The organism is Cupriavidus alkaliphilus (assembly GCF_900094595.1).
GTDB classification, from domain to species: domain Bacteria; phylum Pseudomonadota; class Gammaproteobacteria; order Burkholderiales; family Burkholderiaceae; genus Cupriavidus; species Cupriavidus alkaliphilus.
In genome coordinates, this window is record NZ_FMAD01000003.1 from 347,086 (window position 1) to 360,702 (window position 13,617).

Annotated in this window: 13 protein-coding genes; 3 read left to right on the top strand and 10 right to left on the bottom strand. The window is 67.7% G+C overall.

The window, feature by feature from the left end; translation table 11 throughout:
- Positions 1 to 3: 3 nt before the first annotated feature.
- Genes GA0116996_RS08225 through surE form a run of 5 tightly spaced genes read right to left on the bottom strand, consistent with a single transcriptional unit; the run spans position 4 to position 4,664 of the window.
- Positions 4 to 843: a 3'-5' exonuclease gene (locus tag GA0116996_RS08225; RefSeq protein WP_092309269.1), complete on the bottom strand. Its 840-nt coding sequence runs from the start codon at positions 841 to 843 to the stop codon at positions 4 to 6.
- On the bottom strand, positions 840 to 2,027 hold the full coding sequence (gene rpoS, locus GA0116996_RS08230) for an RNA polymerase sigma factor RpoS (RefSeq protein WP_092309272.1): 1,188 nt from the start codon (positions 2,025 to 2,027) through the stop codon (positions 840 to 842). The genes GA0116996_RS08225 and rpoS overlap by 4 nt, the downstream gene beginning before the upstream one ends.
- Positions 2,028 to 2,033: 6 nt before the next feature.
- A complete protein-coding gene (locus GA0116996_RS08235) occupies positions 2,034 to 2,915 on the bottom strand; it encodes a peptidoglycan DD-metalloendopeptidase family protein (RefSeq protein ID WP_092309275.1) in 882 nt (293 codons plus the stop codon).
- An 8-nt stretch (positions 2,916 to 2,923) separates the two neighbouring features.
- Positions 2,924 to 3,859, bottom strand: coding sequence for a protein-L-isoaspartate(D-aspartate) O-methyltransferase (locus tag GA0116996_RS08240; protein WP_092309278.1), 936 nt, complete (start codon positions 3,857 to 3,859; stop codon positions 2,924 to 2,926).
- A 52-nt stretch (positions 3,860 to 3,911) separates the two neighbouring features.
- Positions 3,912 to 4,664, bottom strand: coding sequence for a 5'/3'-nucleotidase SurE (gene surE / locus GA0116996_RS08245; protein ID WP_092309281.1), 753 nt, complete (start codon positions 4,662 to 4,664; stop codon positions 3,912 to 3,914).
- Positions 4,665 to 4,885: 221 nt separating this feature from the next.
- On the opposite strand from surE, the gene GA0116996_RS08250 reads away from it, so the two are divergent.
- Entirely contained in the window at positions 4,886 to 5,860 is a 975-nt protein-coding gene (locus GA0116996_RS08250) for an NADPH:quinone oxidoreductase family protein (protein ID WP_092309284.1), read from the top strand.
- Between the two features lie 223 nt (positions 5,861 to 6,083).
- On the opposite strand, the gene GA0116996_RS08255 is transcribed toward GA0116996_RS08250, so the two are convergent.
- Entirely contained in the window at positions 6,084 to 7,142 is a 1,059-nt protein-coding gene (locus GA0116996_RS08255; protein WP_092309287.1) for a porin, read from the bottom strand.
- Positions 7,143 to 7,372: 230 nt separating this feature from the next.
- Here GA0116996_RS08255 and GA0116996_RS08260 point away from each other — a divergent pair, with 230 nt between their 5' ends.
- Positions 7,373 to 8,047 carry a response regulator gene (locus GA0116996_RS08260; RefSeq protein ID WP_092309290.1) on the top strand — a complete coding sequence of 225 codons (675 nt, stop codon included), beginning with the start codon at positions 7,373 to 7,375 and terminating at the stop codon, positions 8,045 to 8,047.
- Positions 8,044 to 9,447: a sensor histidine kinase gene (locus GA0116996_RS08265; protein WP_092309293.1), complete on the top strand. Its 1,404-nt coding sequence runs from the start codon at positions 8,044 to 8,046 to the stop codon at positions 9,445 to 9,447. The genes GA0116996_RS08260 and GA0116996_RS08265 overlap by 4 nt, the downstream gene beginning before the upstream one ends.
- Before the next feature lie 50 nt (positions 9,448 to 9,497).
- Here the strand turns inward: GA0116996_RS08265 and GA0116996_RS08270 are convergent, their stop codons facing one another.
- The 4 genes from GA0116996_RS08270 to GA0116996_RS08285 form a co-directional block, all read right to left on the bottom strand.
- A complete protein-coding gene (locus GA0116996_RS08270; RefSeq protein ID WP_092309296.1) occupies positions 9,498 to 10,289 on the bottom strand; it encodes an ABC transporter permease in 792 nt (263 codons plus the stop codon).
- Between the two features lie 40 nt (positions 10,290 to 10,329).
- Entirely contained in the window at positions 10,330 to 11,142 is an 813-nt protein-coding gene (locus GA0116996_RS08275) for an ABC transporter ATP-binding protein (protein ID WP_092309299.1), read from the bottom strand.
- Between the two features lie 130 nt (positions 11,143 to 11,272).
- Entirely contained in the window at positions 11,273 to 12,316 is a 1,044-nt protein-coding gene (locus tag GA0116996_RS08280) for an ABC transporter substrate-binding protein (protein ID WP_092309302.1), read from the bottom strand.
- Between the two features lie 230 nt (positions 12,317 to 12,546).
- Positions 12,547 to 13,572: a Bug family tripartite tricarboxylate transporter substrate binding protein gene (locus GA0116996_RS08285; RefSeq protein ID WP_092309305.1), complete on the bottom strand. Its 1,026-nt coding sequence runs from the start codon at positions 13,570 to 13,572 to the stop codon at positions 12,547 to 12,549.
- Between the last annotated feature and the right edge of the window lie 45 nt (positions 13,573 to 13,617).

Below are 13,617 nucleotides of genomic sequence, written 5' to 3' on the forward strand. Positions count from 1 at the left end.
TCGTCAATCCTCGAGGTCCTCGGCCTCGGGCGTCAGGCGCTGCAGCCGGAAGGCCTGCAGGTATTCCATCCACTGTTCGCCCGGCAGCTCGGCCAGCGATTCCTGGACGAATTCCATCTCGACGTCGAACTCGCGCGGCGACAGCCCCCCGCGCATCAGCTGGAAGCGGCAGTACATCAGGTAGGTGTTGACGACGTCGGTCTCGCAATAGGCGCGGATCTCGTCGAGCTGCCCGGCCTGGAAGGCCTGCCACACCTTGCTGCCGTCCATCCCCATCTTGCCGGGAAAGCCGCACAGCTTGGCCAGGTCATCGAGCGGGGCGCTGGCGCGCGGCTGGTACATCGCCAGCAGGTCCATCAGGTCCAGGTGCCGCATATGGTAGCGGCTGATGTAGTTGTTCCACTTGAAGTCGCGGCTGTCTTCGTCGCGGCCCTCGCCCATCTCCCAGTAGCGCGGCGCGGTGATGCCGTTGACCAGGCCGCGGTAGTGCAGCACCGGCAGGTCGAAGCCGCCGCCATTCCACGACACCAGCTGCGGGCTGTAGCGCGCGATCAGCTCATAGAACTTCTGGATCAGCGTGGCCTCCCCGTCCTCCGGCGTGCCGAGCGAGCCGACATGGAACACCGCCGAGCCGTCGCGGTGCGTGCGCCGTAGCACGCAGGAAATCGCGGCGACGCGCTGGAGGTAGTGCGGGAGGAAATCGCTGCCCGTCTTTTCCCGGCGGGCGGAGAACGCATGCTCGGCGACTTCGGCGTCGCTCATCGCATCGGGATGGTCATGCAAACGGCGCAGGCCGGCGACATCGGGAATGGTCTCGATGTCGAATACCAGCACAGGGGTCATAGAACGGCGTCCTTCCTGACACCTTGCGAAGCGAAATGCCGCTTGAGCTTGACCAGCGCCTCCTGCTGGATCTGACGTACGCGCTCGCGCGTCAGGCCCATCTCCTCGGCAAGCTCTTCCAGCGTGGCGGGCTCGATATGGTTGAGGCCGAAGCGGCGCTCCACCACATAGCGATGCTTTTCCGACAGGCGCGCCAGCCAGAGCTTCATCAGCCCTTCCAGCTCGCGGTGCGCCACCTCCTGGTCGGGGGCGGCGTTGTGCTCGTCGGAGAGGAAATCCAGGAGGCTCGAGCCAGGATCGAGATCGAACGGCGTATCGAGCGAGGTGGTATGTTCGTTGAGTGCCAGGACGTCCTGCACTTCGTCCGGCGTCTTGCCCAGCAGGTGGGCGATGTCTTCCAGGCTGGCGTCGCGCCCGTCGGTGCCGCCTTTCTCCAGATGGCGCTTGGCGCGCAACACCTGGTTCAGTTCGCGGATCACGTGCACCGGCAGGCGGACCGTGCGCGCCTGGTTCATGATGGCGCGCTCGATGCTCTGGCGGATCCACCACGTTGCGTAGGTCGAGAAGCGGAAGCCGCGCGACGGATCGAACTTCTCGATTGCATGCATCAGGCCCAGGTTGCCCTCCTCGATCAGGTCGAGCAGCGGCACGCCGCGATTGAGATAGCCCTTGGCGATGCTGACCACCAGCCGCAGGTTGCGCTCGATCATGACCTGGCGCGCGGCAAAGTCGCCGTCCTTGGCCAGCGTGGAGAAATGCAGTTCTTCCGGCGCCGACAGCAGCGGCTTGATGCTGATGCGGTTCAGGTAGTGCTGGACGGTGTCGGCCGCCAGCTCGGTATGCAGCACCGTGCGGAAGTCGTCATGCTCGGCGGCAGCGCTTTCGGTGCCGTTTTCCGCGCTGTCTTCGTCCTCGTCTTCCGACTCGTCCTCGTCGTCGTCGCGCAGATGGCGTTCGTTGCGATCATTGTCGTCGCCGAGCAGGTCGGCCTCGCGCAGGCCCACCGAAGCGGACGTGGCGATGGGCTCGTCGGTCACGGGAAGCATCTCGGCGGCGAGATCGGGCTCGAAGCCCTCTGCATCGGCGCGTTCATCGGGATGCGCCACACCAGCCTTCACTTCCGGCTGCTTGGGACGGCGAGCCCTGCTGACGGTTCCGGAGGAGACAGTTTTCTGGCGTGGCATGAACCCTCACTGTGGCGGCAGGTACCGCATCGGATCAACCGGTTTTCCGTTCTTGCGAACTTCGAAGTGAAGCTTCACCCGGTCGGTATCACTGTTGCCCATCTCTGCAATCTTCTGGCCTTTTCGGACCGTGGATTGCTCAGCGACGAGCACCTTGTCGTTGTGCCCGTAAGCGGTAAGAAATGTCTCGTTGTGTTTGATGATGACAAGATTCCCGTAGCCGCGCAAGGGGCCTACGTGAATCACCCGACCGTCATCCGCGGCCAGCACCGAATCGCCCTTCTTGCCCGCAATATCGATGCCTTTATTGCCCTTGTCGTCGAATTTACCGACCATCTGGCCGGTCGCCGGCCAGCTCAGCTTCATCGAGCCATCGGCCATCGGCGCCGAGGCAGGCGCGGTCGCGGCGGGCGCTGCCGCAGGAGCCGAAGCCGCGGCGGAGGCAGCGGCGGGCGTGGCCGGCGGCGGTACCGGCGTGCCGTTCGGACGGGCCTGGTCGATCGGCTGGGCCTGCACCGTGCCCGGCGCCACCGGCATGGTCGCCACGCCCGGCGCAGTGTTGACGTCGGCACCCGGCGGCACGATGCGCAGCAGCTGGCCGACCTCGATCTGGTTCACATTGGTCAGGTTGTTCCACGCCGCGACATCGCGATACGACTGGCCGTTCTCCAGCGCGATACGGTAAAGGGTATCGCCTCGCTTGACCCGATAGTACCCGGGCGGCGCCGGTTCCAGCGTCGCCGCGGTAGTACCGGAAGTGGAGGTACGGTCGACGACCGGCGCCGGCATCGGCGAATTGGCGCAGGCGGCCAGCAGGGCCGCGAGCGACGTCGCCGCAAGAAGTTGTCCGCTGCGTGCGAAATTTTGCGATTTCACGATGTTGTGCATAGTTCGACTCAGATGGTGCCCGATTTTAAGGGCACAAAGAAAACGGCTTCAAGCGCGGTTCGGTGAAAGCGATGGCGGTTGCGCCGCTCGATCAGCAGCAGTTGCTGCGTCACGGTCTGGCCGGGCACGCCTGCCGGCGGCATTACCGCGACCGGGGCAATCAGGCGCCCGCCGATGGCCAGCTGCTCCAGCAGCGCCTCGGGCACCTCCATGCCAGCCGCGGCGAGGATGATGGCCGAGAACGGCGCGGCCTGCGGCAGGCCCAGCATGCCGTCGCCGTAATGCAGGCGCAGGTTGGGCACGCGCAAGGGCCGCAGGTTCGCCTTGGCCTGCTCGTGCAGCGGCCGGATGCGCTCGATCGAGAAGACTTCGCGCGCCACCTGGGCCAGCACCGCGGCCTGGTAGCCACAGCCGGTGCCGATCTCGAGCACGCGCTCCAGCGGCGCCTCGGCGCCCAGGCCCTCGCGCAGCAGTTCGATCATGCGCGCCACCACCGACGGCTTGGAGATGGTCTGCTGGTGGCCGATCGGCAGCGCCGCGTCTTCATACGCCTGCGACGCCAGTCCCGGCTCGACGAACAGGTGGCGGGGCACCGTGGCGATGGCCGACAACACGCGCTCGTCGCGGATGCCCGCGGCGCGCAGCCGCGCCGCCAGTGCCACGCGCGCGCGCGCCGAGGCCATGCCGCCGCCGCCCGCGGTGGCCGCCGAGGCGCGCTGCGCGACCGCGCTGGCGGGCACCAGCGCGGGCGCGGGCGCCGGCGCCGCGGTGCGCGGCAGGCGGGGCTTGGCCGGCGTGGCCGGCGTGGCCGGCGGGGACAGCGGCGCGGCCGGGCGTGGCGCGCCCACCGCGGGCATGCCGGCGGTGCGCTCGGGCGCGGGCTTGCGCTCGACCACCGCATCCAGCGGCAGCGGAAACTTGTTGCGAGGGGGCGTGGAACTCATCGGGGGCGCGGCGCGGCAACTCGGCGGCTGGGGCGGCTCGGGACCGGCGGCCCTACTTCAGCCACTGGTCGAGCGCGTCGAGCTGCCCGCGGTGGGTCAGGTCCAGCTGCAACGGCGTGAGCGAGACGTAGCCCTGCGCGGTCGCGTGGAAATCGGTGCCCTCGCTGGCATCGCGCGCGTCGCCGGCCGGGCCGATCCAGTAATTGGTATCGCCGCGCGGGTTGACCTGCGTGATCACCGGCTGCGACGGATGGCGCTTGCCCAGGCGCGTGGCGCGATAACCCTGGATATGTTCGAACGGCAGGTTCGGGATATTGACGTTGAGCAGGAACGGCTCGGCCGGCGGGGTGCCGATGATGCGCTCCACCACGGTGCGCGCGACGCGCGCGGCGGCATCGAGGTGTTCCCAGCCCTTGTCCACCTGCGAGAAGGCCACCGAGGGAATCCCGAGCAGGTAGCCTTCGATCGCGGCGGCGACGGTGCCGGAGTACAGCACGTCCTCGCCCATGTTCTGGCCCTGGTTGATGCCGGACACCACCAGGTCGGGCTTTTCCTCGAGCAGCCCGGTCAGCGCGATATGCACGCAATCGGTGGGCGTGCCGTTGACGAAGCGAAAACCTTTTTGCACGCCTTCGCGCGCTTCGTAGATCGACAGCGGACGCTGCAGGGTGAGGGAATTGGAAGCGCCGCTATGGTTCTGCTCCGGCGCGATGACCGTGATCCGGCCCAGCGGCGCGAGCGCAGCATGCAAAACGGCCAGTCCCGGCGCGAGATAACCGTCGTCGTTGGCGAGAAGGATATGCATGCCGCGATTGTACCTGAGCGCAGGCGCGCAAGCGGCCTGCGCGCCGCCCTGTCTGAGAGTGCGAGCGTGGCGGCTCAGGCACGGTATGCAGGCCGCAAATGACCGCCTCCACGGCTTCGGCATGAAACAGAACGACCGTGCTATTCCTGCGCTACACTTGCCCCGCCGGCCCGCGTAAGCTTTGACTGGCGCGGCATGCCAACCACACCACCGGAGACAAGATGAAAGCCGTACTGTGCAAAGCCTGGGGTCCGCCCGATTCGCTGACCCTCGAAACCCTGCCCGACCTGGTGCCCGGCAAGGGCGAAGTGGTCATCGACGTCAAGGCGGCCTCGGTCAACTTCCCGGATGTGCTGATCATCCAGAACAAGTACCAGGCCAAGCCCGAACTGCCGTTCACCCCGGGTTCGGAGCTGGCCGGCGTGGTCAACGCGGTGGGCGAAGGCGTCACCCACGTCAAGCCCGGCGACAAGGTCATCGCCTACCTGGGCAATGGCGCTTTCGCCAGCCAGGCCAAGGCGCCGGCGGCGTCGGTGGTGCCGATGCCGCCCAGCATCGACTTCGAGACGGCGGCCGCCTTCACGCTGACCTACGGCACCTCGCACCACGCAGTGATCGACCGCGGCGAGCTCAAGGCGGGTCAGACCATGCTGGTGCTGGGCGCGGCCGGCGGCGTGGGCCTGGCGGCGATCGAGATCGGCAAGGCTATCGGCGCGCGCGTGATCGCGGCGGCGTCGACCGACGAAAAGCTGGCGGTGTGCAAGCAGCACGGCGCCGACGCCTTCATCAACTACAGCACCGAAGACCTGCGCGAGCGCGTCAAGGCGCTGACCGACGGCAAGGGCCCCGACGTGGTCTACGACCCGGTCGGCGGCATCTATGCCGAGCCGGCGTTCCGCTCGATCGGCTGGCGCGGCCGCTATCTGGTGGTGGGCTTCGCCAACGGCGAGATTCCCCGGCTGCCGCTGAACCTAGCACTACTCAAGGGCGCGTCGCTGGTGGGCGTGTTCTGGGGCGATTTCGTGCGGCGCGAGCCCAAGGCCAACCAGGCCAACATGGCGCAGATGCTGGGCTGGATGAAGGAAGGCAAGATCCGCCCGCATATCTCGGCGCGCTACCCGCTGGAGCATGCCGCGCAGGCGCTCAAGGACATGGAAGCGCGCAAGGTCACCGGCAAGATCGTGATCGTGCCGTGATGGTGTCGTGACGGCTGCCCGGCATCGACGCAGCGGCTGTTGCGCTGGTGCCGGGCCCCAAAAAAATCATGGCGCAGGCGGTGCGGCTACACCCTGCGCCATGCGAGGCAAAGCGCCCCCAAGCCGCCTGTTGTCCTGGTTGCGCACACCCCGGCGCAGGCCAACAGGCAGTTCCCAAAACAGCCGCCCCCCCGGCCGGGCCGTATTCCGGAAGTTCCCCTTGTCAGAAGCGATGCTGCAGGCCGGCCATGACGCCCGTCTGGTTGTTGCCAAAACCGACCAGGTCGCGCGACACGCTGACGTCCTGGCCGTTGCGCGCCTTGGCGTAGCCCACTGACAGGTAGGCCAGCGTGCGCTTGGACAGCGCGTACTGCCCGCGCAGCGAGAACAGGATCGGGTCGGCATCGTTGCCACCCTTGATGTTCTGCTTGTAGACCGCGCCGTACAGCGTAAGCGCCGGCGTGAAGGCGTAGCTGGCGCCGCCCCAGTACATGTCGCTGCGGTGGCTGGCCACGCCGGTGGTGAAGCTGCGCTTGTAGTTGCGGTAGCCGGCAAACAGCTTCAGGTCGCCAAAGTCATAGCTGGCCCCGGCATGGATGCCCTGGATGTAGTCGGTGGCGTCGGCGGGCGTGGTGCTGGTGCCGGCGCCGTTCTGCCGGTCCCACGTCGCGGCGGCGGCGAACTTGCCGGCGTTGTAGCCGGCACCCAGCGCATACTTCGACGAACTCTTGAAGTCCCCCGCCACTTCGCCCAGCGCCACCGTCGCGCCGAGCTTCAGGCCGCCGAAACTGCCGTCGTAGCGGATGGCATTGGAGGCGCGCGAGAACAGGCCGTCCTTGCGCCCGCCGGTGGCCGTCGACGACGTCGCCCACGAATAGGCCGGCGCATAGCCCATCGGGTCGAACGGCAGCATGAAGTCGTAGGTGGTGGTGAAGGTGCGGCCCAGCACCACCTGGCCGTAGCGGCTGGACAGGCCCACCGTGGCGCGGCGGTCGAACAGCGTGTTGTCGGTATCGAGCCGGCCGGTGTCGATGGCGATGCCGCTTTCGAGGTTGAAGATCGCCTTCAGGCCGCCGCCCAGCTCTTCGCTGCCACGGATGCCCCAGCGCGAGGTGTTCCTGCCGCCCGAGGTCAGCTTGACCGTCGAGCCGTCCGGCCCGGCGTGGCTGACATACTCGATGCCCGCGTCCACCAGCCCATACAGGGTCACGTTCGATTGCGCGGATGCCGACCCCGCGGCCGCCAGGCCCATCGCGGCCAACGCCATTGCCGTACGCTTCATTGCCATCTCCTTCCTTGTGCTTGTTGTGGTAATCGTCAGCGGCCGGATGGTAGGTGACGCGCACTTTCAGTTCGCTTTCGGACCGCGGGGTTTTCGCGGTCGTGGCGCCTCCGCGCGATCAGTGGTTTCCCTAGCTTCTAAGCCGGCGCGGTTCGCTGTATCAGTCTGGCCTTTGCCGTTTTTGCTGTTGCAGCCGTTTTCCCCGCCTTGCCGCCTGACCGCCCTGCCCCATGCGTATCCTGCTTGCCGAAGACAATGTGATGCTGGCCAGTTCCCTGAGCCAGGCCCTGGGCCAGGCCGGCTTCACGGTCGACTGCATGCACGACGGCCACAGCGCGGACACGCTGCTGAGCACGCAGGACTACGCCCTGCTGATCCTGGACCTGGGCCTGCCCGGCCTCGACGGGCTGGAAGTGCTGCGCCGCCTGCGCCAGCGGCGCAACCCGCTGCCGGTGCTGATCCTGACCGCGCACGGCTCGGTCGAGGACCGCGTGCGCGGCCTTGACCTGGGCGCCGACGACTACCTGGCCAAGCCGTTCGACCTGTCCGAGCTGGAGGCGCGCGCCCGCGCGCTGATCCGCCGGGCCCATGGCCACGACCGCACGCAGATCGCCTTCGGCCCGCTGCACTACGACAGCATCAGCCGCGCCTTCCTGCTGCACGGCCAGTTGCTCGCGCTGACCGGGCGCGAGCGCGCCGTGCTCGAGGTGCTGTTGCTGCGCGATGGCCGCGCGGTCAACAAGGGCGCGCTGTCGGAGAAGATCTTCGGCATCGACGAATCGGTCAATCCGGACGCGATCGAGATCTACGTACACCGGCTGCGCAAGAAGCTCGACGGCAGCGGCGTCGCCATCGTCACGCTGCGCGGCCTGGGCTACCTGCTCGAAACGCGGCCGGCGGCATGATGCGGCCGCGCCAGGCCCCCAGCCTGCGGCGGCAGCTGTCGCTGTGGCTGCTGCTGCCGCTGATGGGCCTGCTTGCCTTCGACGCCTGGCTGACCTACCAGCGCGCGATGTCGGCCGCGCATACCGCCTTCGACCGCACGCTGGAGGCATCGCTGCGCGCCATGCGCGAAGGCATCCGCCTGCACGAGGGACGGCTCGCGGTCGAACTGCCCAACCTCGCGCTCGAGCTGTTCGACGGGCAGGCCGGCCCGCGCATCTTCTACCGCATCCGCGCCGACGACGGCACCACCGTCACCGGCTACGACGACCTGCCGATGCCGGCCGACGCCTCCCTGCAGCTGTACCGCACCGTGTTCTACGACACCCTGTTCCGCGACCAGCCACTGCGCATGGCGGCGCAGCCGCTGCCGGTGCGCGACGTCGGCTCGGCGCGCACGCGGCTGGTGTGGGTGCTGGTGGGCGAGACCATCGAGCCGCGCCAGCTGCTGGCGCGCGACATCCTGATCGGCTCGCTGCTGCAGGAGCTGATGCTGGTGACGCTGGCGCTTGGCATCGTCTGGCTCGGCGTGCGGCGCGGCCTGCGGCCGCTGCACCGGCTCTCCGACACGGTGGCGCGGCGCGGCACGCAGCTCGAGCCGATCGAGCAGAAAGACCTGCCCGCGGAGATGAAGCCGCTGGTGCGGGCGCTGAACCAGTACATGGAGCGGCTGCACGGCATGGTGCTGGCGCGCAAGCGCTTCTTTGCCGATGCCGCGCACCAGCTCAAGACCCCGCTGGCGATCATCCAGGCGCAGTCCGAACTGGCGCTGCGCGAACGCGACGGCGAACGCGTGCGCGAGCATATGCGGCGGCTGCACGGCACCGTGCGGCACGCGTCCAGGGGCGTGCAGCAGCTGTTGTCGCTATCGCGCCTGGAGCCCGATGCCGGCTATGAGCCGGCGCTGAAGCCGCTGCGGCTGGATACGCTGGCACAGTCGGTGGCGCTGGAGTGGGCGCCGGTGGCGCGCCGAGCCGGGGTCGACCTGGGCTTCGAGCAGGATGGTGCGGCGCAGATCGCCGGACAGCCCGAGCTGCTGCAGGAGCTGACCGGCAACCTGATCGACAACGCGATCCGCTATGCGGGGCGCGGCGCGATGGTGACAGTGCGCGTGGCGGGTGAAGACGGGATGGCGCAGCTGCAGGTGACCGACAACGGCCCCGGCATTGCGCCGGCCGAACGCGAGGCGGTGTTCCGGCGCTTCTATCGCGGCGCGAGCGGGCAGGCGGTGGAAGGCACCGGCCTGGGCCTGTCGATCGTGCGCGAGATCGCACGGCTGCATGGCGCGACGGTGGAGCTCGGCGAAACGCCGGGAGGTGGACTAACGGTGTCGGTACAATTCAGCGCCCGGCCATCTCCTTGACCATTTGGGTACTCCCTCTCCCGCGTGCGGGAGCGGGGAGCAAGCCAAACTCACAGCTTCTCCGTCTCCCCGCTCTTCGGCTGCCACTTCATCAGCCGCTTCTCGCCGATGCCGACCATCCAGTCCAGCACCAGCGCAAACGCGGTCAGCACCACGATGCCGGCAAACACGGTATTGATGTCGAAGGTGCCCTCGGCCTGCAGGATCAGGTAGCCCACGCCGCGCGCCGAGCCCAGGTATTCGCCCACCACCGCGCCGACGAAGGCCAGGCCCACCGAGGTATGCAGCGACGAGAACACCCAGCTGGTCGCGCTCGGCAGGTAGACATGGCGCAGCAGCTGCTTCTGGCTGGCGCCCAGCATGCGCGCATTGGCCAGCACCACCGGGCTGACTTCCTTGACGCCCTGGTAGACGTTGAAGAAAACGATGAAGAACACCAGCGTAACCGCCAGCGCCACCTTCGACCAGATTCCCAGGCCGAACCAGACCGCGAAGATCGGCGCCAGGATCACGCGCGGCATCGAGTTCATGGCCTTGACGTAGGGATCGAGGATGGCGGAGGTGAGCGGGCTCAGCGCCAGCCACAGGCCGACGCCCAGCCCCGCCACCGTGCCGATGCCGAAGGCCAGCACGGTTTCGATCAGGGTCACGCCCAGGTGCAGGTAGATATCGCGCTCGACGATAAACCAGTTCCAGATGCGTTGCGCCACCATCAGTGGCTCGCCAAAGAAGAAGGCGACCTGCTGCGAGCGCGTGGCCACGTGCCACACGCCGAGGATCACCACCAGGACCAGCAGCTGCCACACGCGCAGCATGCCCTTGGAATCAGTACGGAATGCCATCGGGATTCAGTTCTTGTTTTGAATTGGGACGCGGGACCGGTCAGGCCACCTTGCGCTGCTGGGCGTAGCCCTTGAGCACTTCCTCGCGCAGCACGTCCCAGATCGCGGCGTGCAGCTCGACAAAGCGCGGATGGTTGCGGATCTCGGCGACATCGCGCGGACGCGGCAGGTCGATCGCGAACTCGCCGATCGGATGCGTGCCGGGACCGGCCGACAGCACCACCACGCGGTCGCTCATGGCGATGGCCTCGTCCAGGTCGTGGGTGATGAAGAGCACCGCCTTGCGCTTGGCGGCCCACAGCTCAAGCACTTCGTTCTCCATCAGCTGGCGGGTCTGGATGTCGAGCGCCGAGAACGGCTCGTCCATCAGGATGATGTCCGGGTCCAGCACCAGCGTCTGCGCCAGCGCCACGCGCTTGCGCATGCCGCCCGAGAGCTGGTGCGGGTAGCGGTCGCCAAACCCGCCCAGGCCCACGCGGCGCAGCCATTCCTCGCCCTGCCGCACCGCCTCGGCGCGCGCGGTGCCGCGGAATTCCAGGCCGGCGACGACGTTGTCGAGCGCGCTGCGCCAGGGCATCAGCGCCTCGGTCTGGAACATGTAGCCGGCGCGCCGGTTGATGCCGCGCAGCGGCTCGCCGAACACGCGCACCTCGCCGCTGGAAGGCTCCAGCAGGCCGGCGCCGACATTCAGCAGCGTGGACTTGCCGCAGCCGGTGGGACCCACCACCGATACGAATTCGCCGGGCTGGATCGACAGCGTGACGTCCTTGACCGCGGTATAGCGCTGGCTGCGGTCATCGCGCGAGACAAAGGTGCAGGTGACCTGCTCGAGTGAAAGTGCGGGAATGCTCATGATGAACCGTCTCAGACCCGCCGTGGCGGCGCGGGGGGCGGCGCGGGCGAGTGATGATGGATGGGCCGTCGCTGCCGCAAAGCAAAGGCCCGCTGCGGGCAGCGGGCCGAGAGCATCGACGGCGGGAAAATTACTTGTACTTGGCGTTGGCCTTCTGCACGAAAGCGTTGGTGTAGGTCTCTTCCAGCTTGATCGGCTTGCCCTTCAGTTCGGCGTCGAACTGGCCGAGCGCATTGAGCGCCGTGCGCGGGCCGTCGGCCGGCATGGTGCCGTCCGGCGAGATCGCTTCCTTGACCTTCTCCCACGCGGCCAGGTACAGCGCACGGTCGCCCAGCAGGTAGCTTTCCGGCACGGTCTTGACGATGTCGGACGGGCCCGCCTTCTGCAGCCACTTGAGCGCGCGCACCATGGCATTGGTCAGCGCCTGCGTGGTGTTGGGATTCTGCTGGATAAAGGCCTGCGACGCATACAGGCAGCCCGACGGCATGTTGCCGCCGAACACCGCCTGGGTGTCCTTGAGCGTGCGGGTATCCGAGGCAATGCGCACTTCGTTCTTCTGCGTCAGCATCGACACCACCGGGTCGAGGTTGGCCATGGCATCGATCTGGCCCGAACGCATCGCCGCCACCGCGCCGGCGCTGGCGCCGACGCCGATGAAGGACACGTCCGACGGCTTCAGGCCGGCCTTGGCCAGCACGAAGTTGGCCATCATGTTGGTCGACGAGCCCGGCGCGGTCACGCCGATCTTCTTGCCCTTCAGGTCGGCAATCGACTTGAAGTTGGGCATGGTCTTGTTCGACACCACCAGCACGATCTGCGGGGCGCGGCCCTGCAGCACGAATTCCTGGTAGCGCTGGCCCTTGGCCTGCAGGTTGATGGTGTGCTCGTAGGCGCCCGAAACCACGTCGGCGCTGCCGCCCACCACCGCCTGCAGCGCCTTGGCGCCGCCGGCGAAGTCGACGATCTCGACATCCAGCCCTTCTTCCTTGAAGTAGCCGAGGCGCTCGGCGATGGTCAGCGGCAGGTAATAGAACAGGTTCTTGCCGCCGACCGCGATGGTGACCTTGGTCTTCTCGGGCTTGCCCTGCGCCTGCGCCTGGCCGAAGGTGAACCAGCCGGCCAGGAACAGCGCCAGCGCGATCAGGAATTGCTTCCAGAATTTCTTGTTATACATGCGAGATCTCCTACCCGTGTGGACTGGCGCCGCGGCAGATGCGAAGGCAAAGGGGCGCTGCGAATGACGCTGCGACTGACGCTGCAAGAGCCCCCGGCGCGGGGGCGCGCCGCGGTGCGGCAAATTGCGATGCTACCGGACGGCACGGCGCGCCGCATCGGTATCAATACCTAGCAAGCCCGCCAGCTTAGCGCCCTTACCTTTCGATCACCTTGCCACCGCCACTGGCCTTATTCGGCGTGGATGTCGGCGGACTTGATCACCTTGGCCCAGCGCGCCAGCTCGGCCTTCTGGTATTGCGCCAGCTGCTGCGGGTTCATGTACTTGGCCTCGGCGCCCAGGTCCTCGGCCTTCTGGCGGAAGGCCTCGGTGCGCATGATCTTGTCGATCTCGCCGGTCAGCTTGTCGACCACCGGCTTGGGCGTGCCCGCCGGCGCGTACATCGCGAACCACGACGATACGTCGAGGTCGGGGTAGCCGGCCTCGGGCGCCGACGGCACGTCCTTCAGGCTGGGCAGGCGGGTCTTGCTGGTCACCACCAGCGGACGCAGCTTGCCGGCGGCGATATGGCCCATCAGCGGCGGCGGCGTGGTGATGGTCAGGTCGACCGAGCCGCCCAGCAGGTCGGTCATGGCCGGTCCGGTGCCCTTGTACGGCACGTGGGTGATCTTGGTGCCGGCCATCTGGTTCAGCAGCTCGGTCGACACGTGCTGCAGCGAGCCGTTGCCCGACGAGGCGTAGTTGAGCTTGTCCGGGTTGGCCTTGGCGTAGGCCACCAGTTCCTTCAGCGACTTGACCGGCAGGCTCGGACGCACCACCAGCACCTGCGGCGCCGACAGGATATTGGCCACCGGGGCAAAGTCCTTGACCGGATCCCACGACAGGTTTTTCACCAGCAGCGGCGTGATCACGTGGAAGCCCGAGTACTGCAGCATCAGCGTGTAGCCGTCGGGCTTGGCGCGCGCCACCAGGCTCGCGGCGATGCCGCCATTGCCGCCGGGACGGTTGTCGACCACCACCGGCTGGCCGAGCGCCTTGGACAGCGGCTCGGCAATCATCCGTGCGGCGAGGTCGGTGGTGCCGCCGGCCGCGGCCGATACCACCAGCGTTACCGGCCGCGCGGGATAGCTGCCGTCCTGCGCGAGGGCCGCCGGGGCGAACCATGCCGCGCCGATCGCCGCGAAGGTAGCCAGCGTCGCGGTCACGGCCTTGCGCCGTGCGGGCATGGCGGGCTGGTGTTGATGGGCTTGTTTCATGAGTGTCTCCGTCTGGTCTTGTGGATACGTTGTTGTGATACGCGT

Bases quoted from the DNA above. Each gene is read 5' to 3' on its own strand.
- GA0116996_RS08225 (WP_092309269.1), bottom strand. From the start codon at position 843: ATGACCCCTGTGCTGGTATTCGACATCGAGACCATTCCCGATGTCGCC.
- rpoS (WP_092309272.1), bottom strand. From the start codon at position 2,027: ATGCCACGCCAGAAAACTGTCTCCTCCGGAACCGTCAGCAGGGCTCGC.
- GA0116996_RS08235 (WP_092309275.1), bottom strand. From the start codon at position 2,915: ATGCACAACATCGTGAAATCGCAAAATTTCGCACGCAGCGGACAACTT.
- GA0116996_RS08240 (WP_092309278.1), bottom strand. From the start codon at position 3,859: ATGAGTTCCACGCCCCCTCGCAACAAGTTTCCGCTGCCGCTGGATGCG.
- surE (WP_092309281.1), bottom strand. From the start codon at position 4,664: ATGCATATCCTTCTCGCCAACGACGACGGTTATCTCGCGCCGGGACTG.
- GA0116996_RS08250 (WP_092309284.1), top strand. From the start codon at position 4,886: ATGAAAGCCGTACTGTGCAAAGCCTGGGGTCCGCCCGATTCGCTGACC.
- GA0116996_RS08255 (WP_092309287.1), bottom strand. From the start codon at position 7,142: ATGAAGCGTACGGCAATGGCGTTGGCCGCGATGGGCCTGGCGGCCGCG.
- GA0116996_RS08260 (WP_092309290.1), top strand. From the start codon at position 7,373: ATGCGTATCCTGCTTGCCGAAGACAATGTGATGCTGGCCAGTTCCCTG.
- GA0116996_RS08265 (WP_092309293.1), top strand. From the start codon at position 8,044: ATGATGCGGCCGCGCCAGGCCCCCAGCCTGCGGCGGCAGCTGTCGCTG.
- GA0116996_RS08270 (WP_092309296.1), bottom strand. From the start codon at position 10,289: ATGGCATTCCGTACTGATTCCAAGGGCATGCTGCGCGTGTGGCAGCTG.
- GA0116996_RS08275 (WP_092309299.1), bottom strand. From the start codon at position 11,142: ATGAGCATTCCCGCACTTTCACTCGAGCAGGTCACCTGCACCTTTGTC.
- GA0116996_RS08280 (WP_092309302.1), bottom strand. From the start codon at position 12,316: ATGTATAACAAGAAATTCTGGAAGCAATTCCTGATCGCGCTGGCGCTG.
- GA0116996_RS08285 (WP_092309305.1), bottom strand. From the start codon at position 13,572: ATGAAACAAGCCCATCAACACCAGCCCGCCATGCCCGCACGGCGCAAG.